The following is a 23,425-nucleotide window of genomic DNA, read 5'->3' on the forward strand; positions in this document are numbered from 1 at the left end:
GTTAGTGCTTAGGTTTTAATGCGTTGTAACAGGTAAATGATATTTTTCCGGAGGATAAAAGCGGTAAGCTTGCTATGAAAAGCTTAACTTCATTCCCGTAAAGAATATTTTTCACCGTTTTTTACCGTTATGCAACAGTTAGACCTCTTTTCCACACCTGGAACTCCCCACCCGGTACCGGAGACTGCGGGAGGTGCTGTAAAAGCAAAAGTGAAGAAGGCCATAGCTGTACCCAGACAGCCTGGTAAAAAGCGGGGACGTAAATCATTGAAAGAGGTATCGGAAGACCCAGACTTGATTATGGAGTTGGACAAATTAGTGCTGGATAAGCAATATTATTCAATCAGTGAGGTAGCTGCCATGTTTCGGGTAAATACGTCGCTGATACGCTATTGGGAAAATGAATTCGATATTCTTCAACCCAAAAAGAACAGGAAGGGGGACCGGCTGTTCCGTCAGGAAGACATCCAGCACCTCAAACTGATCTACCATCTGCTGCGGGAAAGAAAATATACCATCGAAGGGGCTAAGCAAAAACTAAAGGAAGATCTCAAGCTGGCAGCCCGAAATTTCGAAATGGTACAGGCTTTGCTAAAAGTACGTGGCTTTTTAACCGAACTGAAAGATCAATTATAAAAACATGTTTATGCGCTTGAAAACATTACTACTGGGAGGCGGCCTGCTTTTTTCTACAATGGCCTGGGCACAGAATGGAAACGATAAAGTGATCAAAGGCAAAATTGAAATGAAAACCCTGATGCAGGACCAGTCTACCGATTGGTTTTATAAAGGGGTGAACAGCTATCAGCCCAACGATAATATGCTCAATTACATTAAATCCAACCGTACCAATTATAACCTGGTGGTGGTAATGGGCACCTGGGACGAAACCAGCCGCAAGGTAGTTCCTGAACTGTATAAGGTGATGATCACCGCCGGCAGCCCGGAAGACCAGGTGCTGATGTTTGGCGCCGATCAGAAAATGCAGACAGACGCTCCTACCGACTATAAAGTAAAAAAACTGCCTACTGTGATCGTTTACCGCGATGGCAGCGAAGTAGGCCGTATCGTAGGCGCGCCGAAAGAATCCGTGGAAGCAGACCTGTCCCGCATCCTGCTGAACAGCTCCAAGAAAGAAAAAGAATAACCCGTTTAAAGAACTTCCAAGTAAATAAAGGCCTGTTGATGTTTGTCAACAGGCCTTCTTCATTTAGGAATTTAGGAATTTTGATATTTGGTTATTTTGATATTTTTGATGGTGCAAGTTTTTTAAGCCTGAAAACAGTCCGCGCAAACTTCCAAATATCAAAATAACCAAATATCAAAATTTCTAACTTCCCAAATTCCCAAATGTCACATTGGTGGACGTGGTGGGCAGTTTTACCTCGTTTTCTGCCAGCAGCCTTATAATGGCAAGGTTCACTTTTTCCCGCAGGGCCGCATACTGGTTACCGTCGATAATATAAGTATTGAAGATAACCTGCACGATATAGGTGTCCTTGGTGAAATCGTTCAGGTTCACTGTAAAGCCGGGCAATACGTTGGAATTATTTTGCAGGAGGCTCCGGATGTCGTCCAGCACCTTCAGTACTTTGTCGGCAGGCGCTTCCGAGCCTATCTCAAGGCGCATGGCCACCCGCTGCTGCGTACGGAGGGACAGGTTGTCCAGGATGCTGTCCACCATTTTTTTGTTGGGTACGGTCACAAAAGTCTTTTCCAGCGTACGGATACGGGTGCTGCGCAGCCCTATCTTCTCCACGGTGCCCTGGTAGCTGTCTACCTTTACGCTGTCGCCTACACGGAAAGGCTTGTCAAAGAAAATGATGAAGGAGCCGATCAGGTTCTCGATGCTTTCTTTGGCGGCGAGGGCGAGGGCTGCCGCACCGATACCAAGGCCTGCGATGATCTTCTCTACCAGCGACGGGCCGAAAAGGATCCTGATAAAGGCGATGGCGCCCATGATGAAGACGATCGCTTTAAAGAAATCGCGGAAGAAGATAATAAACTGGTTGTCTGTTTTGTCTTCCGTGAGATCGGCCTTCTTTTCCAGCACCAGCGCGATGAAGTCGATCAGGCGCAGCATGATCCAGATGATGCTCATGCTGAAAGCCAGCGCCAGCAGCGTATCGGTAAGGTCCTTCAGGGTGGCTTTGTTGTACAGGTGTACGTTAAGCACCTGGGGAAAAGTAAACCGGTCGATGGTCAGCATAAAAGTGACCAGCAACAGGAAGTACTCCAGTGGCCGCAGCAGCAGGCTGACGAAGTCTTTTTCCTCTATCTGGGGGACCAGCGGCGTACGAGGCGGAACAGGATGGCGGCCATCCCTTTGGATACATAGCGTTTGACAAAAGATACGAAGAGCAGTACCCCGATCAGTACGAGGTAGTCCCTTACGGGGTTGTCCAGGATGACCTGGTTCAGGAAATCATTCATATGGTTAATTCTAGATAATACGTTTGGTGTCGTCAGCAATCAGCACTACGCCTGGCTGCATACCGGTCCCGAAGCTGCCGTAGCGGCTGTCGATGCCGAGGGCTTTGGCGCCGTTGCTGGTTGCCCAGCGCAGGAGTTCTTCCATCGGTATGCCAGGGTAATGGGCCTGTATGGTCTTTATCTCCTCCCAGACAGACAGCTGGTGGTTGGACGCCAGGCTGTCGGTGCCCAGGGTAATATTACATCCTGCTTCGCGAAACAGCGGGATGTCGGGCAACCGGTCTTCAATATACAAATTGGCCTGCGGGCAGAGGCACCACCAGGTTTCCACGGGCTGTTGCAGGGCAAACCGGATATCGGCGGCGGAAGTATAGGTATTATGTACCAGCAGGATTTTGTTGCGGGCAAAGCGGGGCAGATAGGCTTCGAGGCTGTTGGTGCCTGTGGGCCGGAAGCTGCCGGCGTCCATGCCGAAATGGGCGTAAAACCGGAGAAAGTCGCCGGTGTTGGTGTTATACAGCTCATTTTCCGCGGCGCATTCCTGGTTGTGGATGCTCACGGGCGTGTTGTGCGGCGTTTGCGCCAGCAGCCCGAAAAGCGCGCTGCTCACCGAATAGGGTGCATGTGGCACGATGGAGGCGCTGTGGCCGGGGATATCCCGGAAAGCCTGGAGTACTTCCAGGCTGTATTGATAGCGGGCGGCCGCGCTGCCTTCGGCTACGCCCATGCATTCTACAAAAGTATGGTAGTAGAGGCGCTGGTGGCGCTTTTGGGGCACCGTAGCGGGACCGTTACAGATATCCCCTACTGCGGCGGTCCCGGCCTCCCACATGGCCTGCTCCGCCGCGGCGATGGCCGCAGCCTGGTCATGGCCGCTGTTGCGGTTTTCCATCACCCGGGTGAGGAAGGCGGGCAGCCCGGTTTTTTCAGGGATCACCCCTTTCATATGCGAAAGTTCGAGGTGACAGTGGGTATTAACAAATCCCGGGCAGAGGATGCCGTCCAGTTCCCGGACACCGGCGCCGGCGGTATTTTCCGCTACAATGCCCGTCACTACGCCGTTTTCATCCAATACCAGGACATGGCCGGGCCCCAGGAACCGCTCGCCGTCGAATATATCTTTCCCTTTTAATTTGATCTGTTTCAACAACCTGATATTTAATTAAATGAATGGTGTTAATTTTGCAACCCGATTAGTAGCATCACCTGCCGTCTTTCCGGAAGGGATACTCAAAAGTCAAAGATAATTATGATAGACAAACTCGAAGCGATAAAAGGCCGTTTTGAACAGGTGGCGCTGGCACTGACCAACCCGGAAGTGGTAAGCGACAACAAAAAATTTGGCCAGCTTAGCAAGGAATACCGGCAGCTGGAGAAGATCGTGAAGGCATATGATGCCTACCGGAAGCTGTTGGACAATATTGCCTTCAACAAGGAAGTGCTGGACAGTGGCGACGAAGAGATGCGCGAACTGGCCAAAGCCGAAACGGAAGCGCTGCAGGAGCAGAAGCAGGAGCAGGAAGAACTGATCCGTAACCTGCTGATCCCCAAAGACCCCCAGGATGAGAAAAACGCCATCCTTGAAATACGCGCCGGTACCGGTGGTGATGAGGCCAGCCTCTTTGCCGGCGACCTGATGCGCATGTACCTGCGTTTCTGCGAAACCAAAGGCTGGAGCACCAACCTGCTGAACGAAACCCCCGGTTCCGCCGGCGGCTTTAAAGAGGTGGTGATAGAAGTCAGCGGAGACGACGTATATGGTACCCTGAAATTTGAATCCGGCGTACACCGCGTACAGCGTGTGCCTGCCACGGAAGCAGCCGGCCGTGTGCACACTTCCGCCGCTACCGTGGCCGTGCTGCCCGAAGCTGAGGAGGTGGATGTGGATGTGCGCGAAGCGGATATTAAAATGGACACTTTCCGTTCCTCCGGCGCTGGCGGTCAGCACGTAAACAAAACCGAGTCTGCGGTGAGGCTTACCCACATCCCTACCGGCGTGGTAGTGGAATGCCAGGAAGGCCGCAGCCAGCACTCCAACCGTGAGATAGCCATGAAGATGCTGCGTACCCGCATCTATGAAGCCGCAGTCCGCAAACATGAAGATGCCATAGCCTCCCAGCGTAAGAGCCTCGTGTCTACCGGCGACCGTTCCGCAAAAATCCGTACCTATAACTATCCGCAAGGCCGTGTTACAGACCATCGTATAGGCATGACCGTGTATAACCTCGACGCTTTCATGAACGGGGAAATCAAGGATATGGTAGATGCACTGCAGTTTGCAGAGAATGCGGAGAAGCTGAAACAAGGCAGCTAGTCACGCAAAGGAGGGAAGTGAGCAAAGAAGCGCAAAGGTGCGAAGATCGGCGCGGAGTTGCCCGCAAAGGCGCTAAGCAGCAAAGACGCTAAGCTTATTGAGATTAATTAAGATTGAATAAGATCTGATAAGATTGAATAAGATCTGATGAGATTGAATAAGATCTGATGAGATTGAAGAGACTCTAATAAGATATAATAAGATCAAATAAGATTTAAGAAAGAATTAATAGAGCGAAGAGAACACAAAATGATGTGATTTTCTTCGCTCTCTTTTATATCCTTTGCGCCTTTGCTGCTTGGCGCCTTTGCGGGCAACTCCGCTTAGGTCTCTGTTTGGGGTTCCGCTCCTTCGCGCTCTTTGCTCCCTTCCCTCGCTTTGCGAGTTGGTGGGCTACCGGAATAATCTTACATTTATTTAAGTCACTGTTTAAACCGCTGTTTAAACTACTATTTAAACCACGACATTTTTTCTTCCATAAAATCCATATTAAGATGTTAGAGCAATTAATGCAACTTGTTCGGGAAAATGCACAGAGCACTGTTGTTGATAACCCTGCTGTGCCCAATGAACAGAATGAAGCAGTGATCGGCGCTGCCACAGAATCTATTGCCAGCGGCCTGCAACAGGAGCTGGCCAACGGGAACACCGAAGGCGTTTTGTCCCTGCTGGGCGGCCAGTCGGCTACCGGCACCACCCAGGACAACCCGGTGGTAGGTAATATCTCCAATAATTTTGTTGGAACGCTGCTCGAGAAATTCAACCTGGACAAAGGGGCGGCCACCCAGCTGGCAGCTTCCCTGATACCGGCGGTATTAGGATCGCTGGTAAATAAGACCAACGACCCGTCCAACAGTAATTTCAGCCTCAACAGCATCTTCAGTTCACTGACCGGCGGCGCAGCCAATGGTATCGATCTGCAGGGCGTGCTGGGCCAGCTGTCCGGCGGCCTGGATAAAAACGGCGATGGTAAAGTGGACCTGAGCGATCTTTCCGGCCTGTTCTCCAATGGCGCCAGCCAGCAACAGCAGGGCGGCAACGATGCCGGCGGCGGTATCGGCGGTATGCTCAAGAACCTTTTGGGTTAATTTGTTGTTTACTTTTCCGGATGTATTCATAACGTCAGAAACACAAGCATGTCACATATAATTATTTGATTATAAAAGGATTGCTTGTGTTTTTTTAATGTTTGTTTATATTTATATTTCAATTAGTTATGGATACCTTATAGAAACTGGCAAAGTATTTGTTTCCCAATTTTCGACTTACATTTGTCATCCTGAATTATATATAATAACCTTCATGTTTAAAATTACTATGATGAAAAGACTCAATGTTCTGGTAGCCCTGGTTTTATCAGTAACCATGTTGTTTAGCTGTAGCACCTGGCAGAGCATGGATAATACTAAAAAAGGCGCTGCTATCGGTGTAGGCGGTGGTGCTGCTGCCGGTGCGATCATCGGTAAAGCAGCCGGTAACACTGCCCTGGGCGCTATTATTGGTGCTGCTATCGGTGGCGCTGGTGGTGCACTGATTGGTAAAAAAATGGATAAGCAGGCACAGGAAATCAAAAATGAAGTGCCGAACGCAACCGTTGAACGTGTAGGGGAAGGTATTAACGTGACTTTTGATGCAGGCGTATTGTTCGGTTTTGATAAGTCCGACCTGTCTCCTGCTGCCCAGGAAAGCATCCAGCAGCTGGCACAGATCCTGAACAAATATCCGGACACTTACGTACGTGTGGAAGGTCACACTGATGACAAAGGCACTGACGCTTACAACATGGGCCTGTCTGAAAGAAGGACCAACAGCGTAATGGCTTATCTGAAAACACAAGGCGTTGCTGCCAACCGTATCCAGGGTTTCTGGTATGGTGAAAGCCAGCCTAAAGTTCCGAACGACTCAGAAGCTAACCGCGCTAAAAACCGTCGTGTTGAATTCTCTATCTTCGCTAACGACAAGATGAAAGTGGACGCGAAGAAAGAAGCCGGTCAGCAATAAAGATATTAAATACACATATTTCTCATAAGCAGATATACATTCCCCCTGGTTCCAGGGGGATTTTTTATTTAGGCTGTCTGAAAAACAGGTAGCGTACGAGTTGGAACACAAACACGCCGGCGATGGCGCCCAGCGTATCCGCTATGATGTCATACCCGTCGAAGCTGCGGCCGATGGCCCAGTATTTCTGGATAAGTTCTATAATGAAGCCGTAAATAGCTGCCAGTGCCACAAACAGCCATAGTGTGCGGGAAGATATCTGTTTGTAATGCCAGTACACGCCCAGGCTGAGGAACAATACAATACCGCCGAACAGACCGAAATGAACGATCTTATCGAAATGAATTTTTGTTAAAAAAGAGTTGGAGGGGATATCGTTGCCGGGCAGGGTACACAATATGAGGATCAATATAATCCATACGGTGGCAGGAAGGTAGTATTTCCAGATGTTCATGATCCAGTAAATCGATTAACGTTGTCCGAAAAAAAAGACAACAGGCGTGCGGAACGCGCTTCCTGTTGTCTTTTCTATATGAAATATCAGTTGGCGTAATTATTCACCCAGCAATGCCTGGTATGCGGCAGCATCCAGCAGGGAGGCAACATCGGCAGGGTTGGAAACGGTCATTTTAATCATCCAGCCTTCGCCGTAAGGGTCGCTGTTTACCAATTCGGGTTCGCCTTCCAGGTCGGAGTTGACAGTGTCGATTTTACCAGCTACGGGCAGAAACAGGTCAGAAACAGTTTTTACTGCTTCTACGGTACCGAATACCTCTTCGGCGCCTAAAGTCTTACCTACAGTAGGAATATCAACAAATACGATGTCACCTAATTCGCGTTGTGCAAACTCGGTAATGCCGATTGTAGCAACGTTACCTTCTAATAAAACCCATTCGTGATCCTTGGTGTAACGCAGGTTTGACGGAAAATTCATAATAAGTTTGGTTTTGAGCCGTAAAAATACAAATCATTTAGGGATTTGCGGATTTTTTGATTTCGATATTTAAAGTGATCTTCTTTAAAAAAAGAGCCATTTTTTGATCACCCTTATTTTCATGGGAACATTCTCCAGTGGCCTGTTATGGCTGTCTGTCTTCACCGCGGCTATTTTATCGATCACCTCCATGCCTTTGATCACCTGGCCAAATACCGTATAGTTTTGGTCAAGATGTGGTGACCCGCCTTCTGTCTTGTAGATCTCCCGCTGGTCTACCGGGATCTTACGGCCGCCCAGCCTTGTTTTCTCCAGCTTGTCCAGCTCCTCGTCCGTAAAGACTTTCCCCTGTACGATATAAAACTGGCACCCGGAGGAAGCCTTGGCGGGGTTGTCGTCGCGGGCGGCGGCCAGCGCGCCCTTACGATGGAACAAGTCCAGCTGGAATTCAGGCGGCACGGTGTATCCTACATCACCTTCTCCCAGCACGGCGCCGGCTTTGGCCCTTTTGGAATCGGGGTCGCCACCCTGGACCATAAACTGTTTGATCACCCGGTGGAACAACGTGCTGTCGTAGAAATGCCGCCTGCTCAGCTTCAGGAAATTATCCCGGTGTTTGGGCGTTTGGTCGTACAGGCGGATGACCATGGTGCCATAGGGCGTGATGACCTTTACTTTCCTGTTTTTGGCCATGGCCATGGCGCTGATGGCGAGCAATAAGGTGCAAAGGAGTACGATTTTTTTCATACGGTGGATTATGCTTCTTCTTCGTCTGCGAAATACTCGATGATATGTTCCTTCAGGAAAGCTTCCTGTTCTTCGAGGTTGAATTTGGGGACGGGCTGCAGCTCTTTGAAATGGGGCCATCCGTCTTTGTCGTAGCCATCCACTTCATAATACCCGCTTTTGCTGAGGAGGGTACAGACAGCCACATGCATCAGGTCCTGTTTCTGTTCTTTCGTGTATTTCTTCTTCAGATGATTGATTTCATTAACGCCGATGAGGAACAGGATCGCTTCCATATTGGGCTTTTTCCCGAACCTGGCCGTTAGCATATCTTCTACGGGTTTCCACCGCTTCTCAAGATCTTCCATGATATTGCCTGTTTTTTGGGTCAGTGTTTGTGTTTAAGTGGCTCATAGCCACGGCAAATGTACGTTATACGGAAAAATATTATATAAATATGCGGGAGCTTTCTTAATTTGGGCATCCCCGTTATGCTGATTTTTATGGGAATGGGCCACAGGAGCAAGTTTAACAGCATTTTAACGGCCATTTCACATAGTGATAAGTTTTATTTGACAAGAGAATGTTTATTTTAGCACACTTGAAAAACTAACAGCATGGAAAATACATCGTCCGATATCCGGCAACTGAATGAAAAAATTCACCAGGCCAGCGCGTTTGTGGACCTCCTGAACATGGAGCTGGGCAAGGTAATTGTGGGGCAGCGCTATATGGTGGAAAGATTGCTCATCGGCTTGCTGGCACAGGGGCACGTATTGCTCGAAGGTGTTCCCGGTCTGGCAAAAACCTTGTCTATCAAATCACTGTCATCCGCCATCAATGCGAAGTTCAGCCGTATCCAGTTTACGCCCGACCTGTTGCCGGCAGACGTGGTAGGTACCATGATCTACAACCAGCAGAAGAATGAGTTTGTGGTACGGAAAGGGCCTATCTTCGCCAACTTTATCCTGGCGGACGAGATCAACCGCGCCCCGGCCAAAGTACAGAGCGCCCTGCTGGAAGCCATGCAGGAAAGACAGATCACCATCGGCGACAGCACCTTCAAACTGGACGACCCCTTCCTGGTACTGGCCACCCAGAACCCGATAGAACAGGAAGGTACTTATACCCTGCCGGAAGCCCAGGTAGACCGTTTCATGCTGAAAGTAGTGATCGGTTACCCTACCAAGGAAGAAGAAAGACACATTATCCGTCAGAACCTGAACCCGGAAGCCTCCACTCCTATCCGCGCGGTAATACAGCCGGCCGATATCCTGGAAGCGCGTAAGCTGGTGCGGGAAGTGTACATGGACGAGAAAATCGAAAAATATATCATCGATATCGTATTCGCTACCCGTAACCCGGAAGAATACAAACTGCAGAAGCTGAAGCCACTGATCTCCTATGGCGGTTCTCCAAGGGCCAGCATCAACCTGGCGCTGGCGGCCAAAGCTTATGCCTTTATGAAACGCAGAGGATACGTGATCCCGGAAGACGTACGCAGCATCTGCTTTGACGTGATGCGCCACCGTGTAGGCCTTACCTATGAAGCAGAAGCGGAGAACGTGACCAGCGAAAACATCCTCAGCGAAATTCTCAACGCCGTAGAAGTGCCATAATCGTTTATCATGTTGGACACTGCCGAAATACTCAAAAAGGTAAGACAGATAGAAATCAAGACCAAAGGGCTTACCAACCACATCTTTGCAGGCGAATACCATAGCGCTTTCAAAGGCCGTGGCATGTCGTTCAGCGAGGTGAGGGATTATCACTTCGGGGACGACGTACGGTCTATCGACTGGAACGTGACCGCACGTTTCAATCACCCTTTTGTGAAGGTTTTTGAAGAAGAAAGAGAGCTGACGGTGATGCTGCTGGTGGATATGAGCGAAAGCTCCTCCTTCGGCACACAGAAGCGCGACAAAAGGGAACTGATCACCGAACTGTGCGCCGTATTGGCATTTTCGGCCATCAAAAACAATGATAAGGTAGGTGTTATCTTCTTCAGCGACGGGATGGAAAAATATATCCCGCCCAAAAAAGGTAAATCACATATCCTGTTCATTATCCGTGAACTGTTATCGTTCACGCCTAAACGAAAAGGTACCAATATCAAGGAAACGCTCCGCTTCTTTAACAATGCCGCCAAAAAGCGCAGCATTGTATTTTTGCTGAGCGACTTCCTGTCCGGCGAATACCAGGACGCGCTTAACATAGCGGCCAAAAGGCACGACATGGTAGGCATCCAGGTATATGACCAGCGCGACCGGGAGCTGCCTCCTGTGGGGCTTATCCAGGTGGCGGACGCCGAAACCGGCGCCACACAATGGGTAGACACCGCTGACCGCCGGGTAAGGCAGTATTACGAACACCAGTTTGCCCAACATGCGCAATATTGCAAAAATGCCTTTATGAAAAGCGGTGCAGAGCTGATGACTATCCGTACCGATGAAGACTATGTAAAAGCTTTGCAGACATTTTTCCTGAACAGGGCGTAAGTTATTAAGGAGAGCAAATTCAGACATGTATAAACAGCAAGTGATAAGACGTATACTTTTATCTTTCTTTATTGGGTTGTTGTTCCCGTTAGGCCTGCTGGCGCAGAATACCCTCGAAGTGACCGCCAAAGCGGACAGCAGCAGCATCCGGATCGGGGAACAGGTGAAACTGCATCTGAAGGCCACCGTGCCGGCAGCGGTGTTCAACAAGCCCGAATTCAGGCTGCTGTTACCCATCGTGCCGGACTCCCTGGACCATTTTGAGGTGGTGACCCGCTCCAAGGTGGACACCGTCACACAACAGGACATGAAGGTGCTGCAGCAAACGCTCACCGTTACCAGCTTCGACTCCGGCCACTGGGAGTTTCCCCCGCAGAAATTTGAAGTATACGGCGCTACCGGCGCCAACAGCGTAGATACCCTGTTCAGCCAGCCGCTGGGCATCGATGTTAATACCGTATCGGTAGATACCACCAAAGCCTTTAAACCGATCAAAACGGTACGGGCAGTTCCCTGGAATATCTGGGATTACTGGCTGTATATCGCCATCGGTGCAGCCGTAGTGCTGATAGCGCTGGGCCTCTGGCTGTATTTCCGCAAACGGCCGGAAAAGAAACCGGTGGTGAAACTGCCGCTGGTAAGCCCTTACGACCTGGCGCGGCAGCAGCTGAAATCCCTCAGAGAAGAACAACTGTGGCAGCAGGGGGACATCAAACAGTATTATACCCGGTTGACAGATATTTTGCGTACCTATTTTGAACACCAGTTTGGTATTGCGGCGCTGGAACAGACCTCTGAGGAGTTGTTGATCAATATCAAGCCGGTAACCAAATTAAACCAGCAACGGGATAAATTACGCGCCCTGCTGGCTATTGCGGACCTTGCCAAGTTTGCCAAATTACAGCCTACTGCCGATGAGCATGAGGACTGTATGAACAAGGCCGAAGAGATCCTCGAATGGACAAGGCCCAAAGAAGAGCCGGCAGCGCAAGCGCCTGCTGCGCCTGAACAGAAGCCGCAGACAGGTGCGTAATTAGTCATTTAACTGAATTTAAGCGATGGATTTTTCAGCGTGGAAAAATATTGAATTTGCCTACCCGGTTTTCTTCTGGCTGTTATTGCTGATACCGGTGATGATATACTGGCGCATTGCCCGGCGGAAGAAAGCGCAGGGTGTGATGAAGGTATCGTCCGTTGCTGGTCTCAAAGGGCTGCCGGTATCCTGGAAGGTGCGTTTCCGGCCGTTATTGCTGGCCCTGCGCATCCTGGCATATGCTGCCCTCGTAACAGCGCTGGCGCGGCCACAGACCTCCAATACCTCTGAAAACATCGACAGCGAAGGCATCGATATAGTAATGGCCATCGATATCTCCGGCAGTATGCTGGCGGAAGACCTGCAGCCCAACAGGATGGAGGCCGCCAAAAAAGTGGCGATGGACTTCGTCGACAAACGTATCAGCGACCGTATCGGGCTGGTAGTATTTTCCGGCGAAAGTTTCACGCAATGCCCTATCACCACGGACCATGCCGTGCTGAAAAACCAGATCATGCAGGTCAAAAGCGGTATGCTGCAGGACGGTACCGCCATCGGTATGGGCCTCGCCACTTCGGTAGACCGTCTGCGTAACAGTCACGCTAAAAGCAAGGTGATCATCCTCCTGACAGATGGTGTGAACAATACCGGCCTGGTAGATCCGCTCACCGCGCTGGAGATAGCCAAAGCTTTTAAAATAAGAGTGTATACCATTGGCGTGGGCACCCAGGGCAAAGCACCTTTCCCGATGCCGATGGCTGACGGCAGCGTGCAAATGGTGATGCAGGATGTACAGATCGACGAACCGCTGATGAAAAAGATCTCTAAAGAGACCGGTGGTAAGTATTTCCGCGCCACCAATACCACCGATCTGAAGAACATCTACGCAGAGATCGACCAGCTGGAAAAAACAAAAGTGGAAATCACCTCTTATAAACGATATGCAGAACATTTCTTCCCGCTGGCGATGCTGGCGCTGGCCTGTATCCTGCTGGAAGTAGTGCTGCGTTATTCCCTGTTCAGAAGTTTACCATAAGTCACACAGAGATAAAAAAAGAGAGCAAAGACAGCAAAAGGTGATCCCTTTGCGGCCTTTGCTCTCTTTTTGTCTTTGCGTGATGAAACATTTACCTTTGGGGGTATAAATTTCCGGACTATTGCAAGCAACAGTATATAAATCAACAGGCAGCTGGTATGTGGTGAAAACCACCACAGGCGAAACATTCCAGGCGAGGATGAAAGGTATCTTCAAAAAAAATGAGGATATCACTTCCACCAATCCCATTGCCGTAGGCGATGTAGTGGAGATTGTGCCCGATGACAGTGACGCCAGTGCCAAAAATGCCATGATCACGGAAATCGGCGAACGCCGGAATTACATTGTGCGCAGTTCCCCGCACGGGCGTAACAAAAAGCACATCATCGCCGCCAACCTGGACCAGGCTATGCTGATAGGCACTATCCGCGAGCCGCGTACCTCTCAGGGGTTTATAGACCGCTTCCTGGTCACCGCAGCGGCGTATCATATCCCTGCCGTGCTGGTGTTCAACAAGAAAGATATTTACCGGCCGAAGGAAATGGAGTTGTTTGAGGCCATGGAAGCGCTGTATACCGATATAGGCTACCCGGTGAAACTTATTTCCGCCACGGAGAAAGAGGGGATAGACGAGATCAGGGCGATCCTGAAAGGTAAGACCACCCTGATGTCCGGCCATTCCGGCGTGGGGAAATCCTCTCTGATCAACGATCTGATACCTGGGCTGGACCTGCGTACCACCGCCGTGAGCGGCTGGAGCGGTAAAGGGTTGCACACCACCACTTTCGCGGAGATGTATGACCTGCCCGATGGTGGTTGTCTGATAGACACCCCCGGTGTGCGTGAATTCGGTATCGTGGATATCGACAAAGCGGAGCTATCCCACTATTTCCTGGAAATGCAGCCTTATCTTTCCCAATGTCAATTCAATAACTGTTTGCATATCAACGAGCCCGGCTGTGCGGTAAAAGAGGCTGTTGAGGCCGGGGAAATTGATCCCGACCGTTATGTGAGTTATGCCACGATCCTCGAAACGATAGAGGAGGAACAGTACTAGTTATTTTTTCGGTTTCCCTAATTCATCGAGTACTTTCTCTGCACCCCAGTTGCGTTTGGGCTGGGGGCATCCTTTCTTTTGTGTGCGGCAGGCCGTGAGGGCAACGGCTGCGAGCAGGGCAAGGGCGATTATTTTGCGCATAGTACGGGTTTTACTAGAATAAACGCATTTGTTTGCCTGCTTTGCGGTTGGTGCGCTGTAAATCTTTTTTATTGTAGCTGGTGGCGGGGCAGCCGTATTTCTGTGAAGAGCAGCCTGGCAGCACGATGGCAGCCAAAAGGAGCAGGCAAATAAACGTTTTCATAGTGGGATATTTGCCTGCAATATAATAAATTTTCCTAAAGCGTTATGGTTGTTGCTCTCCTTCCGTATACCAGGAGGCGTACATATTGTAGTTTTTGGAGATGCGGTTGATTTCCCCTTTGATGAGGGCCATATCGATGTCTTTCACTTTTTTGGCGGGAACGCCGGCCCAGATGGTGCCCGGTTCCACATGGGTGTCTGCCAGTACCACTGCGCCTGCAGCGATGATGCTGTTGCTGCTGATATGTGCATTATCCATGACGATGGCGCCCATACCGATCAGCACGTCGTTGTCCACCGTACAGCCGTGCAGGATGGCATTGTGGCCGATAGACACATTATTGCCCACGATGGTTTTGGATTTCTCATAGGTGCAGTGGATCACGGCGCCGTCCTGCACGTTTACGTTTTCGCCCAGGCGGATGCTGTTCACATCGCCGCGTACCACGGCATTGAACCACACGGTACAACCTTTGCCCATTTCAACATCGCCGACAATAGTGGCATTCGGCGCAATGAAGCAGCCTTCTGCAATCTTCGGAGTAAATCCTCTTAAGGGTATAATGTGAGACATAACTGATAGTTTTAATCTGAATATTACAAATATAACAATTACTAATTAGCCGTTGTTTTCTACCTTCGCAGGGAATGTAAGAGATATGAACAACAGGCAACTTTTTTTGCAGCACGTGGCGCAAACATCAGATGCGCCGCTGGCACTGGAGATCGTTAAAGCAGAAGGCATGTACATGTGGGATGCCAACGGCAGGAAGTACCTGGACCTGATTGCCGGCATCAGCGTATGTAACATGGGGCATTGTCACCCTGCCGTGGTGAAAGCCATCCAGGAACAGGCGCAGCAGTATATGCACCTGCTCGTATACGGAGAATTCGTACAGTCGCCACAGGTAGCTTATGCCAAAGCGCTGACGCAACATCTTCCCGAAAACCTCGACTGCGTATATTTTACCAACTCCGGCGCAGAAGCCGTAGAAGGCGCCATGAAACTGGCCAAACGTTTCACCGGCAGAACAGAAATAGCCGCTTTTAACCGCAGCTACCACGGTTCCACACAAGGCGCGCTCAGCATCCTCGGCGATGAATACTGGCGCAACGCCTACCGTCCGCTGCTCCCGGGCATACAACACCTCGAGTATAACAACTACGCTTCCCTGGAACTGATCACCCGTAACACCGCTGCGGTTTTCGCAGAAAGCGTACAGGGAGAAGGCGGTGTCATCGTTCCCCAACCGGAATGGATACACGCTTTACGCGCCAAATGTAATGAAACCGGCGCCCTGCTGGTACTCGACGAAGTACAGTGTGGCCTAGGCCGCAACGGTACCCTCTGGGCGTTTGAACAACTGGGCATCATCCCCGATATCCTGTTGCTCGGCAAAGCCCTCGGTGGCGGCATGCCGCTGGGCGCCTTCATCTCCTCCCGCACCATCATGTGGAGCCTCACCAACAACCCGGTACTGGGCCATATCACCACGTTTGGCGGCCATCCCGTGAACTGCGCCGCCGGTCTCGCCGGTTTCAATGCACTGCTGGAATCACAGGTGATCAAAGATGTAAAAGCCAAAGGAGAACTGTTCCGCAAACACCTGCAGCACCCGGCCATTAAAGCGGTACGCTCCCTCGGCCTGATGATGGCGGTAGAACTCGAAAGCTTCGAAGTCAATAAAAAAACGATTGACTACTGTATAGCCAATGGTGTGCTCACGGATTGGTTCCTTTTCGCGGCAGAGTGTATGCGCATAGCGCCGCCGCTGATTATTACAGAAGAGGAGATCGTGCAGGCGTGTAAGGTGATTTGTGAGGGGTTGGATAGGATCTGATCAGGTGACCACGGAGAATTGAGGATATTATAAAGGCCCATCCAATATGTTTGTTGGTGGGCCTTCCTGTTTATGTCAACGGTAATAGTCTGCCAGCCGTTTTAAATCTTTTTTCAAAACCGGATAAACTGATAGAACACCCTCGTTGTTACTGTTGTAATAGCGAAGTTGTTTAGGTGTCTCGTTATGATTGACAGTTAATGTGTATAATTCTTTTTTCCCTTTATGATGATAAGGAAGAGACCTGATTTCCATGGGGATTATTCCTATGGAGTCTTTTCTGGTGAGTATTTCCGATCCATATCTGTAAGTATATCCGATGTAGTATTTGTTGGCAATGCTCTTGTATACTTCAGCGTCTTGTTCGAAATGTATTTCATATCCGGTAAGATGTTCAATTTGTGAAAATTGATCTTCTTCTTTTATTTTTTTTACCGGAAAGAAAATTTGTTGATCTCTGTAGTAGACGAGGTACCCAACTCTGGTGTTAACTATTCTTTCTTTGTTGACAAATAAAGAATAGTTACAGCCATATAATACTGAGATGAGTAGGAAAAGAAAAATTCGAACCTGTTTCATTTAAGCTGTTTTTCCCTTTATAACGGTCACTCAAGCCATATTTTAATCAGGTTTAAATTTAAAGCGGCAGTACAAATGAATTTGTACTACCGCTTTAATTATATGCAGCTGGTCTAACTATTCAACTTCTTCATCTCCATCACCACCTGCCTCGCAAATACTTCCAGCTTATCATCTTCCGAAAATGACAAACAGTAATAATATTCCCCTTTGGAAGTCATTTCGTGATGATTGTTATTCATTTCAAAATGGCCGCGGTGAAAGAGATTTATAATGCTGCGAGGCTGCACGGGGTGAAGGTTACAGCCGGCCATCCGTGCATCGAGGAAAGTAATCACTATCCTGTCATCGTCGTTGGTGAACCGTAGCTCCAGTTTCTTCTCCATCAGGCTGTAGGTGATACGGATGCATTCGAAGTCATTCTGCAGGTCGTAATAGCTGTCGCCGATTTCGCCTGATAACAGCGTATCGAACAGGGCGGCGTGTGTGACGTCTTTCTTCATCAGAACTGTAATTTAAAGCTGCCGAATACACCGAATTTTTTGTTGGCCGGTTCGTCCGGGAGTACGTCGGGAGCCACGCGCCAGATAAAATCCACCCGCAGGAATTTGAAAATGTTTTCGATACCCGTGCCGACTTCGAGGTAGGGATTTCCCTGTAGGGTACGGAAAGGGTAACCGTTATAAAGGTTCAGTTGTTTATTGGATTGGGAGAGCGAGCCCACTACGCCTTTGGCGGTCCAGAACTGGCGCCATTTCAGCTTTTTGATCAGGGGGATATATCCGAAGATACCGTTGCCGATGGTGTGTTCCACGTTAAAACCTACATATTGATCGCTGAGGAACTCGAAGCGGTTCATCATGTTGAAGGCGTATTTGTTGTAGTAGTAGATCTCGTTGCCGGGATGTACTTCGAGCGAAGTATAAGGCACGGTGCCGAATATCTTACCGCCAAAAACGTTATAGTACAGGGAGCCGAAAGGAGGCAGTTTCACATAGTCGGATACGCTGAGGGATACACGCTGATACTGCTGCCCGCTGTTGAGGATACCCGGGATGCCTGCGGCGAGCTTCAGTTCGGTGATAGGATATTTACTGCCAAGGCTGATGCGGTAGTAGTTGCCTTCCAGGAATTGTTCGTGGAAAGCCCAGCGCAGTTTTACTTCCACTTCTGTGGTGGTGAGCGGATCGCGGCTGCTAACGGTTTTGGGATAGAAATTGGCGGTGGGCAACGGCTCGTAGGGCCTGGCCTGTTTGTGCAACAGGGTGATCTGGTGCGAGAAACCGCTGTAATATTCTTTGAAGAATTCCAGCCGTTGTTCCTGTATCATCAGGAACTTCTGCGGAATGCCGCCTTTGCGGATGGCGAGGGTAAAGATGTTATCTGTACCAACTTCGTCATAGTAATGGGAGCCATTGTCCAGGTCTTTGGTATAGGCGCCGTAGAGGTACATCCGCGGATGTCTTTTCAGCAGCCAGAGAGCGGACATTTTACCTTTATACACATTGTCTTTAAAGCCGTAGGCCAGGTACCCGTACAGGTACAGGTCTTTGTTGAACTTAGGCGTGGTGCCGAGGTCCAGCCGCAGGCGGAACCCTTCCAGCCGGTTCTGGGAAAAGAGGTAGTAGTAAGGACCCCATTCGATGGGCCCGAACGGTTTGTAGCCGGTGGCCAGGAAGCGGATGGTATTGGAATATTTCTGAAAGAGGGGCATCCGCTGCAGGGTATCGATCATTTTGTAGATACCCATCTCATTTTTACTGAGGGTGTCAGGGCGGTTGTCGACCCAGAAAGACTCTTTGCGGACGCGGGCGCTGTCGAGCACTACGACGGCCTCCGGGTATTTTTTGTCACCGAAGATGTTGGTGGCGGCGGTGTCATTGGTAATGACATTGTCGTAGGTAGTGCTTTTGCGGCCGATGAAGTCGAAGGTCTTGCCCGGTTTGGGGCTGGGCGCCCAGAAATCGGCCACGAACTTGTCTTTGTAGAGGAACCAGGTGCTGTCCTGCAGCTGCCGGAATTCCTGTACCATGCTCACGCGGCGGACGAAGTTGATGTTGGCGTCTTTCGGAACGGACATCGTGGCTTTCATCACGGCGTAGGTGGTGTCATGCACCCAGATATCACCGATGAAAGTGTTCTCTCCTTTTCGTTTAGGCGTAAAATTAAGTTTGATGAACCGCTGGCTGCTGATATATTGTGTGTCAGCTATTTTATAGTCGTAATAAAAGGCGCCGTTGTGGTGGATGGGGCTCACGAACTGCTTGTCAAATACCGGGATGAAGTTATTGTAAACGTTGATGTTCTGGTACATGCCGCCGAGGAACTTCGTGACGCTTTCGTTGTCGATGCCCGACGTTCGGGCGGCTTTGATGATTTCTTTGGTTTTGCGGGGGCTGGACTGGAAATAATAGTCCGACAGCGATTCTGTCAGGAAGATGGGTAAAAACGGTTTGTCTTCCGACGTGCTGTCTATATTATTAAGAATGAAAGCAAAGGGTTTGGTGAACCGGTTTTTGGACAGTTTTTCCTTGTTCAGGTTTTTCATGTCCAGCTCCAGTTTGTTGTATACTTCGTATTTATAGTTGTCGAGCCGGTTATAGTTGTTTTCCGGTTTATGTTTGACGATCTGTTTGAGGAGGATCAGGGCGAAGTTAACGTTGGCTTTTATTTCGTATGTTTTCAGGGATACATCGGAGCGGGTGACTTCAAAATTGATGGTCTGTTCTTTCAGCGTGCGGTCGACCGGCATTTTGAGAATAGTATACCCCATTACCCTGACCAGTAGTGAATCTGACGGGATAACATTTAACTCGAATAAAAATTTTCCTTCAGCGTTGCTCACCATACCGGTTTGCGTACCATCAAACTGAAGGGTAGCGAAGGGGATGATTTCCTGTGAGTGCGCATCTCTCACTGTTCCACTGACCTTATATTGCTGCGCCTTCAATTCCGTACACCAAACGCTTATGCCTATTAGGACTGCTATAATTCTTTTCCAACCAAACATATCTGACAACAATATTAGAGTATTTAACGCTAATCTGTATAGTTGCTTACCTGAAGGTAACGCAGTTATGACGAAAAAAATATATTTTGAATTAACAGAAATTATTTTAGCTTTGTATTGCAAAGTGCTTTTCACTATGACGGAAGATCAACAACATCTGCAGACGTTAACGGACATCAAGCGTATCATGGAGCGCAGCAGCCGGTTTATTTCGCTGAGCGGGCTGAGTGGCGTGTCTGCGGGACTGTGTGCCCTGGTGGGCGCCTGGCTGGCGCGTGTGTGGCTGGTGGCTTATTATGAGCGCTGGGACAGCACCGGCGTGTACAATGATGCAGACTATGCCGATCTGAAAGTTAAGTTGATCGTAACGGCACTGGTAGTGATGGCGGCTGCGATAACCGGAGGTCTTTTCTTCACCTGGCGCAGGGCGCGGCGAAACAATCTGCCTATATGGGACGTGACCACCCGCAAGGTGCTGATCAACCTTTGTATCCCGTTGGCGGCAGGCGGCGCTTTTGCAGCCGGACTGCTATACAATCACATGGAAGCGGTGGTAGCCCCTACCTGCCTGGTGTTTTACGGGTTGGCGCTGGTGAATGCCAGTAAGTACACATTGCCGGAATTACGTTACCTGGGCGTCCTGGAAGTCCTGCTGGGTATCGGCAACCTTTTCCTTTTGCGTAAAGGGCTTTATTTTTGGGCAGTGGGGTTTGGTGTGCTGCACATCATTTATGGTATTGCAATGTGGCTGAAATATGAGAGAAAGGGAAGCATTCAATAATTAGCATGAATCCGATCGGTAATTTAAACAAGATATTTGAGAGCCGCATCCGACTGGGTGTAATGAGTGTCTTAATGGTAAATAACGAGGTCAATTTTAATGACCTTAAACAGATGCTGGAGGTAACCGACGGCAATCTGGCTTCCCACCTCAATACGCTGGAAGAAAACGGCTATATCAAAGTATACAAGGGGTTTATTGGCCGTAAAACCAATACCACCTACGCTATTACCGCTGCCGGCGAAAAAGCGTTTAAAGGCCACCTGGTGGCCCTCGAACATATGATCAAATTCACGAAATAATTTTTTTTGCCTTTTTACTTTGAATCACAAAGTACTTTTAAAAAAGTAAACACCATGGAAGTTCCTGAAAACAAACTCAACCCTTCTTTCTTTAGCCGTTATGCCTACGCCTTTAAGGCGATAGTGATCTTCATTATGGTCATGGTACTGCTGATTCCTACCGCCATGATCATGGACGTTATCCGCGAACGCCAGGACCGCCAGGCTTCTGCCGTGGAAGAAGTCAGCAGCCGCTGGGGATACGAGCAGCACATTACCGGGCCTATATTGGCCATTCCCTATACCGTTGCCGGTTCAGCCAACAGTACCTATGTGTACCTGTTGCCTGAACAATTAAAAATCAATGGCGAATTGTTGCCCCAAAAACTTAAAAGAGGCATCTTCAGCGTGGCGGTCTACGACGCCAAAATGCAGCTGAGCGGCACCTTCAGCCCCACCGCCCTCTACAAATCAGGCGTACCGCCATCCGCACTGAAATGGGACCAGGCATCCATTATCATGGGCATCACCGACCTGCGTGGCATAGACAACCAGGTTAAAATGGTCTGGAACGGGAAAACATTTCCTTTCAGCCCCGGCGTGGTCAATACTGACCTCTTCAAAAGCGGGATACAGTCCCCGGTATCGCTGGCCTCCGGCGATACCGCGGCCCTCGGGGGCAGCTTCACCGTGGAGGTAGGCGTGAAAGGCTCCGGCAGGATCAGCTTCTCCCCTGTCGGTAAAACCACCACTGTACATACCAGCTCCAGCTGGCCCGACCCCAGCTTCGACGGCGCCTTCCCGCCGAAAGACCGCCGCGTGGACGCAAAAGGCTTCAGCGCCTCCTGGGAAATACAGGACCTGAACCGTGAATACCCGCAGAGCTGGGCCGGCAACAAATACGATATCCACAGCGCGGACTTCGGCATTAAATTTTTTATGCCCGCTGAAAGCTACCAGCAGTCCATCAGAGCGGTGAAATACGCCATCCTCGTGATAGGGCTCACCTTTATCATCTTCTATTTTATTGAACTCTCCCAACGCCGCGCCATTCATCCATTGCAATATGCCCTCGTAGGCCTCGCCCTCTGTATTTTTTATACCCTGCTGATATCCATATCAGAACAGCTTAACTTTGCACTGGCCTACCTGATCGCCAGCGGATTGACCATTGCCCTGATAACCCTTTATGTGGCCAGCGCCTATAAAAACAGCCGTATCGCTGCAGGCATCGGTGGTACCTTGCTGCTGTTGTACGGTTTTATCTATGTGATTATCAGCGCGGAAGACCAGGCCCTCCTGATGGGAAGCATCGGACTCTTCCTTACACTGGCCGCTATCATGTACTTCAGCAGAACGATCAAATGGGACAAATTATCTGAGAAATCAACAGTACAATAAAATATGAGGAAAGATTCTTATTTCAGCAGACGGTTGGCCAGTTTCGGATATGCTTTCAGCGGTATTGCGGCTTTTCTTCGCAGTGAACCCCACGCCCGCATCCATCTGGTGGCTACAATCGCGGTAACGGCAGCCGGCTGCTGGTATAAGCTCTCCAGGATGGAATGGATCTTGCTGATCATTACCATCGCGATGGTCTGGATCACGGAAATGCTGAACACCGTCGTAGAAAAAATCATGGACCACCTGTCGCCCGACTACCATCCGCGTGTAAAGTGGATCAAAGACGTGGCGGCAGGAGCCGTGCTGATAACCGCCATCGCCGCCGTCGGCATCGGCGCACTGATATTTATCCCCCATATCCTGTAAACGGTTATTCATCATTAAAACATCAGAAACCATGCGTCTGAAAGGCATCTTCCGTTTGATCCGGCAGCGAATCACGAAAAACCAACAAACATATACGCTGTACTTTTCTATCTTATTCAGCCTGGCACTCCTGTGCTATCGCGTATACCATTCCGGTACCTACCTGCGCGTATCGCTGGTATGGAACCTCTTCCTGGCATACGTGCCCTTTGCCATCACCCGCTGGATGGAAAAACATCCCGCTGAAACCGGCAACCGGCTTACCTGGTACAGCTGCTTCGTGGCCTGGCTGCTGTTCATTCCGAACGCGCCCTATATCCTCACAGACCTGTTCCACCTTTTTGATGGCGGCGTTCCCCTCTGGTTCGACCTGTTCCTCATCTTCTCCTTTGCCTGGAACGGCATGATACTCGGCTACATGTCTATCCGCAGCATGGAACACCTCTGGCGCGCCCGCCACACCCGCTGGCCGGCATGGCTGTTCACCTTCCCGGTAATGTTCCTCTGCGGCATGGGCGTTTACATCGGCCGCTACCTCCGCTACAACAGCTGGGACGTGGTAAAAGATCCGCTGACGCTCCTCGGTGATATGAGAGACATCGTACTGCACCCGGTAGAAAACCGCAGCGCATGGGCCTTCACCGTTTGCATGGGCATTTTCCTCAGCCTCATGTATCCGCTGTTCCGAAAACAATCCACCTGATCATTTTGGGATTTTTTGATTTACGATTTTTTGATTTCGGGATTTCGGGGACCATAACATTTTTTGATTTACGATTTTTTGATTTTTTGATTTCGGGGACCATAACAACGAATTATAATAAAAGA

Annotated in this window: 29 protein-coding genes; 16 read left to right on the forward strand and 13 right to left on the reverse strand. The window is 49.6% G+C overall.

Annotated features, from left to right (window positions below):
• Positions 1–129 precede the first annotated feature (129 nt).
• A complete protein-coding gene (locus HF324_RS02310; protein WP_246269386.1) occupies positions 130–636 on the forward strand; it encodes a MerR family transcriptional regulator in 507 nt (168 codons plus the stop codon).
• Between the two features lie 10 nt (positions 637–646).
• Positions 647–1,147, forward strand: a complete 501-nt coding sequence (locus HF324_RS02315; RefSeq protein ID WP_168809099.1) for a thioredoxin family protein — start codon at positions 647–649, stop codon at positions 1,145–1,147.
• Between the two features lie 183 nt (positions 1,148–1,330).
• On the opposite strand, the gene HF324_RS02320 is transcribed toward HF324_RS02315, so the two are convergent.
• The 3 genes from HF324_RS02320 to HF324_RS02330 form a co-directional block, all read right to left on the reverse strand.
• On the reverse strand, positions 1,331–2,209 hold the full coding sequence (locus HF324_RS02320; RefSeq protein ID WP_168861854.1) for a mechanosensitive ion channel family protein: 879 nt from the start codon (positions 2,207–2,209) through the stop codon (positions 1,331–1,333).
• Positions 2,210–2,274: 65 nt separating this feature from the next.
• Positions 2,275–2,433: a hypothetical protein gene (locus tag HF324_RS02325; protein ID WP_168861855.1), complete on the reverse strand. Its 159-nt coding sequence runs from the start codon at positions 2,431–2,433 to the stop codon at positions 2,275–2,277.
• 10 nt (positions 2,434–2,443) lie between these two features.
• On the reverse strand, positions 2,444–3,580 hold the full coding sequence (locus HF324_RS02330) for an amidohydrolase family protein (RefSeq protein ID WP_168809110.1): 1,137 nt from the start codon (positions 3,578–3,580) through the stop codon (positions 2,444–2,446).
• 102 nt (positions 3,581–3,682) lie between these two features.
• On the opposite strand from HF324_RS02330, the gene prfA reads away from it, so the two are divergent.
• The 3 genes from prfA (at position 3,683) to HF324_RS02345 (ending at position 6,748) form a co-directional block, all read left to right on the forward strand.
• Positions 3,683–4,747, forward strand: coding sequence for a peptide chain release factor 1 (gene prfA / locus HF324_RS02335; RefSeq protein WP_078669360.1), 1,065 nt, complete (start codon positions 3,683–3,685; stop codon positions 4,745–4,747).
• A 494-nt stretch (positions 4,748–5,241) separates the two neighbouring features.
• Complete coding sequence (locus HF324_RS02340) at positions 5,242–5,835, forward strand: hypothetical protein (RefSeq protein ID WP_168809113.1); 594 nt, start codon at positions 5,242–5,244, stop codon at positions 5,833–5,835.
• A 232-nt stretch (positions 5,836–6,067) separates the two neighbouring features.
• Positions 6,068–6,748, forward strand: coding sequence for a YiaD family glycine zipper/OmpA-like lipoprotein (locus HF324_RS02345; RefSeq protein ID WP_168812082.1), 681 nt, complete (start codon positions 6,068–6,070; stop codon positions 6,746–6,748).
• Between the two features lie 64 nt (positions 6,749–6,812).
• Here the strand turns inward: HF324_RS02345 and HF324_RS02350 are convergent, their stop codons facing one another.
• The 4 genes from HF324_RS02350 to HF324_RS02365 form a co-directional block, all read right to left on the reverse strand.
• Positions 6,813–7,202 (reverse strand): VanZ family protein, encoded by a 390-nt coding sequence (locus tag HF324_RS02350; RefSeq protein ID WP_168809115.1) that lies wholly within the window; start codon positions 7,200–7,202, stop codon positions 6,813–6,815.
• Positions 7,203–7,301: 99 nt separating this feature from the next.
• Positions 7,302–7,682 carry a glycine cleavage system protein GcvH gene (gcvH, locus tag HF324_RS02355; RefSeq protein WP_168809117.1) on the reverse strand — a complete coding sequence of 127 codons (381 nt, stop codon included), beginning with the start codon at positions 7,680–7,682 and terminating at the stop codon, positions 7,302–7,304.
• 84 nt (positions 7,683–7,766) lie between these two features.
• Positions 7,767–8,429, reverse strand: a complete 663-nt coding sequence (locus HF324_RS02360) for a peptidylprolyl isomerase (protein ID WP_168809119.1) — start codon at positions 8,427–8,429, stop codon at positions 7,767–7,769.
• Positions 8,430–8,437: 8 nt separating this feature from the next.
• A complete protein-coding gene (locus HF324_RS02365) occupies positions 8,438–8,776 on the reverse strand; it encodes a hypothetical protein (RefSeq protein WP_168809122.1) in 339 nt (112 codons plus the stop codon).
• A gap of 249 nt (positions 8,777–9,025) precedes the next feature.
• Here HF324_RS02365 and HF324_RS02370 point away from each other — a divergent pair, with 249 nt between their 5' ends.
• From HF324_RS02370 to rsgA, 5 genes are all read left to right on the forward strand, one after another.
• On the forward strand, positions 9,026–10,027 hold the full coding sequence (locus HF324_RS02370; RefSeq protein ID WP_168809123.1) for an AAA family ATPase: 1,002 nt from the start codon (positions 9,026–9,028) through the stop codon (positions 10,025–10,027).
• A 9-nt stretch (positions 10,028–10,036) separates the two neighbouring features.
• A complete protein-coding gene (locus tag HF324_RS02375) occupies positions 10,037–10,906 on the forward strand; it encodes a DUF58 domain-containing protein (protein ID WP_168809125.1) in 870 nt (289 codons plus the stop codon).
• Positions 10,907–10,931: 25 nt separating this feature from the next.
• Positions 10,932–11,939 carry a hypothetical protein gene (locus HF324_RS02380; protein ID WP_168861856.1) on the forward strand — a complete coding sequence of 336 codons (1,008 nt, stop codon included), beginning with the start codon at positions 10,932–10,934 and terminating at the stop codon, positions 11,937–11,939.
• Positions 11,940–11,964: 25 nt separating this feature from the next.
• Entirely contained in the window at positions 11,965–12,975 is a 1,011-nt protein-coding gene (locus tag HF324_RS02385) for a vWA domain-containing protein (RefSeq protein ID WP_192023221.1), read from the forward strand.
• 121 nt (positions 12,976–13,096) lie between these two features.
• Complete coding sequence (gene rsgA, locus HF324_RS02390; RefSeq protein ID WP_168809129.1) at positions 13,097–14,032, forward strand: ribosome small subunit-dependent GTPase A; 936 nt, start codon at positions 13,097–13,099, stop codon at positions 14,030–14,032.
• Here rsgA and HF324_RS02395 read toward each other — a convergent pair whose 3' ends face one another.
• From HF324_RS02395 to HF324_RS02405, 3 genes are read right to left on the reverse strand one after another with little or no spacing between them, the layout of a single operon-like run.
• Complete coding sequence (locus tag HF324_RS02395; protein WP_168809131.1) at positions 14,033–14,173, reverse strand: hypothetical protein; 141 nt, start codon at positions 14,171–14,173, stop codon at positions 14,033–14,035. It lies immediately after the preceding gene.
• Positions 14,174–14,186: 13 nt separating this feature from the next.
• Entirely contained in the window at positions 14,187–14,336 is a 150-nt protein-coding gene (locus HF324_RS02400) for a hypothetical protein (protein WP_159456017.1), read from the reverse strand.
• A gap of 42 nt (positions 14,337–14,378) precedes the next feature.
• Positions 14,379–14,909, reverse strand: coding sequence for a gamma carbonic anhydrase family protein (locus HF324_RS02405; RefSeq protein ID WP_168809133.1), 531 nt, complete (start codon positions 14,907–14,909; stop codon positions 14,379–14,381).
• 85 nt (positions 14,910–14,994) lie between these two features.
• On the opposite strand from HF324_RS02405, the gene HF324_RS02410 reads away from it, so the two are divergent.
• The gene (locus HF324_RS02410) at positions 14,995–16,176 is read left to right on the forward strand and encodes an aspartate aminotransferase family protein (RefSeq protein ID WP_168861857.1); all 1,182 of its coding nucleotides are present in this window, start codon (positions 14,995–14,997) and stop codon (positions 16,174–16,176) included.
• Between the two features lie 75 nt (positions 16,177–16,251).
• Here the strand turns inward: HF324_RS02410 and HF324_RS02415 are convergent, their stop codons facing one another.
• The 3 genes from HF324_RS02415 to HF324_RS02425 all read right to left on the reverse strand — a co-directional run bounded on the left by HF324_RS02415 (position 16,252) and on the right by HF324_RS02425 (position 19,672).
• Positions 16,252–16,755, reverse strand: a complete 504-nt coding sequence (locus HF324_RS02415; RefSeq protein ID WP_168861858.1) for a hypothetical protein — start codon at positions 16,753–16,755, stop codon at positions 16,252–16,254.
• Between the two features lie 113 nt (positions 16,756–16,868).
• Entirely contained in the window at positions 16,869–17,258 is a 390-nt protein-coding gene (locus tag HF324_RS02420; protein ID WP_168861859.1) for a hypothetical protein, read from the reverse strand.
• On the reverse strand, positions 17,258–19,672 hold the full coding sequence (locus HF324_RS02425) for a DUF5686 family protein (RefSeq protein WP_168809145.1): 2,415 nt from the start codon (positions 19,670–19,672) through the stop codon (positions 17,258–17,260). Before HF324_RS02425 ends, HF324_RS02420 begins: the two co-directional genes overlap by 1 nt.
• Before the next feature lie 229 nt (positions 19,673–19,901).
• On the opposite strand from HF324_RS02425, the gene HF324_RS02430 reads away from it, so the two are divergent.
• The 5 genes from HF324_RS02430 (at position 19,902) to HF324_RS02450 (ending at position 23,300) form a co-directional block, all read left to right on the forward strand.
• Positions 19,902–20,546 carry a hypothetical protein gene (locus HF324_RS02430; RefSeq protein ID WP_168809148.1) on the forward strand — a complete coding sequence of 215 codons (645 nt, stop codon included), beginning with the start codon at positions 19,902–19,904 and terminating at the stop codon, positions 20,544–20,546.
• A 74-nt stretch (positions 20,547–20,620) separates the two neighbouring features.
• Entirely contained in the window at positions 20,621–20,848 is a 228-nt protein-coding gene (locus HF324_RS02435; protein WP_235021535.1) for a transcriptional regulator, read from the forward strand.
• Positions 20,849–20,902: 54 nt separating this feature from the next.
• A complete protein-coding gene (creD, locus tag HF324_RS02440; protein ID WP_168809150.1) occupies positions 20,903–22,228 on the forward strand; it encodes a cell envelope integrity protein CreD in 1,326 nt (441 codons plus the stop codon).
• Positions 22,229–22,231: 3 nt separating this feature from the next.
• On the forward strand, positions 22,232–22,597 hold the full coding sequence (locus tag HF324_RS02445) for a diacylglycerol kinase family protein (protein WP_168861860.1): 366 nt from the start codon (positions 22,232–22,234) through the stop codon (positions 22,595–22,597).
• Positions 22,598–22,628: 31 nt separating this feature from the next.
• Entirely contained in the window at positions 22,629–23,300 is a 672-nt protein-coding gene (locus HF324_RS02450) for a DUF1361 domain-containing protein (RefSeq protein ID WP_168861861.1), read from the forward strand.
• Positions 23,301–23,425: the final 125 nt, after the last annotated feature.

The organism is Chitinophaga oryzae (assembly GCF_012516375.2).
Taxonomy (GTDB): domain Bacteria; phylum Bacteroidota; class Bacteroidia; order Chitinophagales; family Chitinophagaceae; genus Chitinophaga; species Chitinophaga oryzae.

Excerpts from the sequence above, each read along its gene's own strand:
- HF324_RS02310 (WP_246269386.1), top strand. The coding sequence starts at position 130 with ATGCAACAGTTAGACCTCTTTTCCACACCTGGAACTCCCCACCCGGTA.
- HF324_RS02315 (WP_168809099.1), top strand. The coding sequence starts at position 647 with ATGCGCTTGAAAACATTACTACTGGGAGGCGGCCTGCTTTTTTCTACA.
- HF324_RS02320 (WP_168861854.1), bottom strand. The coding sequence starts at position 2,209 with ATGCTGACCATCGACCGGTTTACTTTTCCCCAGGTGCTTAACGTACAC.
- HF324_RS02325 (WP_168861855.1), bottom strand. The coding sequence starts at position 2,433 with ATGAATGATTTCCTGAACCAGGTCATCCTGGACAACCCCGTAAGGGAC.
- prfA (WP_078669360.1), top strand. The coding sequence starts at position 3,683 with ATGATAGACAAACTCGAAGCGATAAAAGGCCGTTTTGAACAGGTGGCG.
- HF324_RS02340 (WP_168809113.1), top strand. The coding sequence starts at position 5,242 with ATGTTAGAGCAATTAATGCAACTTGTTCGGGAAAATGCACAGAGCACT.
- HF324_RS02345 (WP_168812082.1), top strand. The coding sequence starts at position 6,068 with ATGAAAAGACTCAATGTTCTGGTAGCCCTGGTTTTATCAGTAACCATG.
- HF324_RS02350 (WP_168809115.1), bottom strand. The coding sequence starts at position 7,202 with ATGAACATCTGGAAATACTACCTTCCTGCCACCGTATGGATTATATTG.
- gcvH (WP_168809117.1), bottom strand. The coding sequence starts at position 7,682 with ATGAATTTTCCGTCAAACCTGCGTTACACCAAGGATCACGAATGGGTT.
- HF324_RS02360 (WP_168809119.1), bottom strand. The coding sequence starts at position 8,429 with ATGAAAAAAATCGTACTCCTTTGCACCTTATTGCTCGCCATCAGCGCC.
- HF324_RS02365 (WP_168809122.1), bottom strand. The coding sequence starts at position 8,776 with ATGGAAGATCTTGAGAAGCGGTGGAAACCCGTAGAAGATATGCTAACG.
- HF324_RS02370 (WP_168809123.1), top strand. The coding sequence starts at position 9,026 with ATGGAAAATACATCGTCCGATATCCGGCAACTGAATGAAAAAATTCAC.
- HF324_RS02375 (WP_168809125.1), top strand. The coding sequence starts at position 10,037 with ATGTTGGACACTGCCGAAATACTCAAAAAGGTAAGACAGATAGAAATC.
- HF324_RS02380 (WP_168861856.1), top strand. The coding sequence starts at position 10,932 with ATGTATAAACAGCAAGTGATAAGACGTATACTTTTATCTTTCTTTATT.
- HF324_RS02385 (WP_192023221.1), top strand. The coding sequence starts at position 11,965 with ATGGATTTTTCAGCGTGGAAAAATATTGAATTTGCCTACCCGGTTTTC.
- HF324_RS02395 (WP_168809131.1), bottom strand. The coding sequence starts at position 14,173 with ATGCGCAAAATAATCGCCCTTGCCCTGCTCGCAGCCGTTGCCCTCACG.
- HF324_RS02400 (WP_159456017.1), bottom strand. The coding sequence starts at position 14,336 with ATGAAAACGTTTATTTGCCTGCTCCTTTTGGCTGCCATCGTGCTGCCA.
- HF324_RS02405 (WP_168809133.1), bottom strand. The coding sequence starts at position 14,909 with ATGTCTCACATTATACCCTTAAGAGGATTTACTCCGAAGATTGCAGAA.
- HF324_RS02410 (WP_168861857.1), top strand. The coding sequence starts at position 14,995 with ATGAACAACAGGCAACTTTTTTTGCAGCACGTGGCGCAAACATCAGAT.
- HF324_RS02415 (WP_168861858.1), bottom strand. The coding sequence starts at position 16,755 with ATGAAACAGGTTCGAATTTTTCTTTTCCTACTCATCTCAGTATTATAT.
- HF324_RS02420 (WP_168861859.1), bottom strand. The coding sequence starts at position 17,258 with ATGAAGAAAGACGTCACACACGCCGCCCTGTTCGATACGCTGTTATCA.
- HF324_RS02430 (WP_168809148.1), top strand. The coding sequence starts at position 19,902 with ATGACGGAAGATCAACAACATCTGCAGACGTTAACGGACATCAAGCGT.
- HF324_RS02435 (WP_235021535.1), top strand. The coding sequence starts at position 20,621 with ATGGTAAATAACGAGGTCAATTTTAATGACCTTAAACAGATGCTGGAG.
- creD (WP_168809150.1), top strand. The coding sequence starts at position 20,903 with ATGGAAGTTCCTGAAAACAAACTCAACCCTTCTTTCTTTAGCCGTTAT.
- HF324_RS02445 (WP_168861860.1), top strand. The coding sequence starts at position 22,232 with ATGAGGAAAGATTCTTATTTCAGCAGACGGTTGGCCAGTTTCGGATAT.
- HF324_RS02450 (WP_168861861.1), top strand. The coding sequence starts at position 22,629 with ATGCGTCTGAAAGGCATCTTCCGTTTGATCCGGCAGCGAATCACGAAA.